Genomic DNA, 2,606 nt, shown 5'->3' on the forward strand with positions numbered 1-2,606 from the left:
GCAAGGCGTGCGGCGTCGTGATCATTGAGAACGCGGTCCTTACGTCAATTCACCGCGGCACGTCACCGTCGAGGGGGCGCATGGAGGGTGCCGACACGGTCACCGCGACCTCAACAAGTGTCACCGGCGTCCGATGCCGGGCTTTTGCCCCGGCTCGCCCGACAGGGGAATCTCGGATTTGTCTTACCGACTCCCCGCAGACCGGACAGGACCATACCCCGGTCGTAGTTGCGTCGTTTACTTCGCGCGACGAGCAAGTCGAACGCCTCGATCTGCTTGCCCCGACCTTCCAGCGCGGGAGGCCGCAACCCTGATCCTGGCTTGAACGGGTTCAATTCCAGAGCCAGATGGAACATCTATAGAGAAATATGGAAAATTTCCCATACTCCCCCATATAATCCCCGAAGTCCCCGATTCGTGGCCCTACATCACCTCGGCACGATCGTGGGCACCCTCCTGGACGGCGCGGATCGCCTCACAGATCTGCGGGATCTCGCGCCGCAGCATGTCGAGGTCGTCGACGGTCTCGGAGAACGCGGTCAGTTCGGAATCGTCGTCGGTAGGTAGCCGACACGGTAGGTGGCCACGGTGCTCGTCATCTCCCCCGTGCACCGCATCATCGTTCGCTACCGTGCCGACCATGGGCACGACCCTGCACGCACCCCACCCCTGGCCGCACATCACCGCCACCCTCCGCGGCCCCGGCCCTCACCGCGTCGCGATCGCCTACCTCGACCACACCGCCCCCGACCTGCTGCCGCTGCGTGCCGGAGACCAACTCATCGTCAACGCCGCCCGCCCCGCGGTGCGCGCGCACGTCACCTCCCCCACCGCCCTCGCCCACTTCCTCGACGCTGGGGTACGTGTGCTGTCGACCCCGAACCTGCATACCGGACTGATCCTCACCAGTGACCGAGTGATCGTCGGACCTGCCAGCGCCTCGATCAGCTCCACCGTGGCCGACGAAACCGCGCTGATCACCGATGACCCCGACGCCATCGCCGCCGCACACGCCTTCCTCGACGGTCTCGAAGACACCGTCGTGGTCGACGAGGTGTTCCTCGACAGTGCCACCGCCATCTGGCAGATCGGACGAGTGGTACCCCTCGCGGGGATCGGCAGCCGCACCCGCACCGACCACGATCTCCTACCCACCCCCGTACGCCGGATGTTCCTGCGGCACCTCGACGACTACACCCCCACCGATGAAGACGAAACATTATGGGCCGCAACAACCGCCAGTTGGAACCGGCCGGACCCGAGCTACCACATCATATGGATCCGCCAGAACACTCCCGGTCCCGACCGCCGCACCCGCCTCCAACCCGGCGACGTCATCCTCCGGATCAGCGACGACAACACCCAGCTGCATCCGCCGGCCGTCGTCGACACCGGCCCGCACCGTATCCCCCACACCCGCTCTGCCGTGGCGTACCGCTTGCGCGTCCGTACCGACCTCGACCCCATCCCAGTGGCTTCCGCTGCGCGCAGTCTCATCGAACACGGCCACCCGAACCCGCGCCTGCATAGCGATCACCGCGTCATCTCGCCCGCTCTGCGCGCGGCGCTGATGAGGCTGTGGAGCCTGTAACCCCTCGACGCCCCGCACACCTTGCGACCATGCTGACGAACAACCCGATGACGGATCCGCTCAACCGCAAAGCCGCAAGGAAGCGACGCTCGCAAGAAGCGGCGCTGCCGCCTCTTTGAAGCGCCCAGGGCCGACGGGCCCGCGATCACCCTCGGCGCCACCGAGCACGCACCGACTGTCGGCGGGTAGCCCGACGGGAGCGTCTATCCCTGTACACCCCGCAGCGGGGAACCCACCGTGAACTTCGCACCGAACGGATCGGTGACCTCCGCGGTCCGCCCGTACGGCATGTCCACCGGATCGTCCGCGGTACCCCCACCGACCCGGGCCGCGGCGACGACCACGTCGGCATCGACGACCTGGAAGAGCGTGCCCCAGGACGACGCCGAGGCGGACGCATCGCCCACGATGCCGCCGATCTCGTGCCCATCCGGTCTGCGCAGAAAGGTGAAGTCCACGCCGGGCAGGTCGTCATTCCCATCCAGGGTGAAGTCGAACACCGCCGCGTAGAACTCCCGCGCCGGTCCGGGATTCGGGGTCACCAAGTCGTTGCGTAACAACGTGTTCGGCTCGTTCACGAGCTCGCAGCCAACGTGTGCCCGTCCCTGCCACAGGCCGAACTGCGCACCGGACGGATCCCGCACCATCGCCATCCGACCCTGGTCGGCGATGTCCATCGCCTCCGTCAGCAACGTGCCGCCCGCGGCCACGGACCGAGCGACCGTCGCATCGACATCGTCAGTCGCCAGATAGACGTTCCACCAGAACTCGGTCGCGCTCTCATCGAGATTCGGCATCAGCGCGGCAACCTTCTTACCGCCGAGCAGACACATCGTGTACCTGCCGTACTCCTCGGGACCGACGTCGAACTCCCACCCCAAGACCGACCCGTAGAAGGCCATCGCCCGGTCGAGATCCGGGATGCCCAGGTCGATCCAGGTGGGGGTGCCGAGAGGTTGATTCGTCGTGACCGCGCTCATCGCTGCTCCTCCGCCCGGTGGATACCCACTCGACG

General features: G+C 66.5%; 3 protein-coding genes and 1 pseudogene. 1 reads left to right on the top strand and 3 read right to left on the bottom strand.

All coding sequences use genetic code 11. The annotated features are described in order from the left end of the window. Positions 1-179 precede the first annotated feature (179 nt). Both ACLBYD_RS30525 and ACLBYD_RS30530 read right to left on the bottom strand, forming a co-directional pair. Positions 180-356 (bottom strand): annotated as a pseudogene (locus tag ACLBYD_RS30525) (ATP-binding protein); the annotation flags it as partial. A gap of 67 nt (positions 357-423) precedes the next feature. Beyond that, the gene (locus ACLBYD_RS30530; protein ID WP_447819379.1) at positions 424-642 is read right to left on the bottom strand and encodes a hypothetical protein; all 219 of its coding nucleotides are present in this window, start codon (positions 640-642) and stop codon (positions 424-426) included. Between ACLBYD_RS30530 and ACLBYD_RS30535 the strand changes: the two genes are divergently transcribed. Then, a complete protein-coding gene (locus ACLBYD_RS30535) occupies positions 641-1,591 on the top strand; it encodes a phosphatidylserine/phosphatidylglycerophosphate/cardiolipin synthase family protein (protein ID WP_447819380.1) in 951 nt (316 codons plus the stop codon). The two genes, ACLBYD_RS30530 and ACLBYD_RS30535, sit on opposite strands and share 2 nt — an antisense overlap. Before the next feature lie 203 nt (positions 1,592-1,794). Here ACLBYD_RS30535 and ACLBYD_RS30540 read toward each other — a convergent pair whose 3' ends face one another. Further along, a complete protein-coding gene (locus ACLBYD_RS30540; RefSeq protein ID WP_447819381.1) occupies positions 1,795-2,571 on the bottom strand; it encodes a VOC family protein in 777 nt (258 codons plus the stop codon). Positions 2,572-2,606 lie beyond the last annotated feature (35 nt).

Source organism: Rhodococcus sp. C26F (genome assembly GCF_053345925.1).

What these genes read in the sequence shown, in the direction of transcription:
- ACLBYD_RS30535 (WP_447819380.1), top strand. Translation starts at nt 641, where the DNA reads ATGGGCACGACCCTGCACGCACCCCACCCCTGGCCGCACATCACCGCC.
- ACLBYD_RS30530 (WP_447819379.1), bottom strand. Translation starts at nt 642, where the DNA reads ATGGTCGGCACGGTAGCGAACGATGATGCGGTGCACGGGGGAGATGAC.
- ACLBYD_RS30540 (WP_447819381.1), bottom strand. Translation starts at nt 2,571, where the DNA reads ATGAGCGCGGTCACGACGAATCAACCTCTCGGCACCCCCACCTGGATC.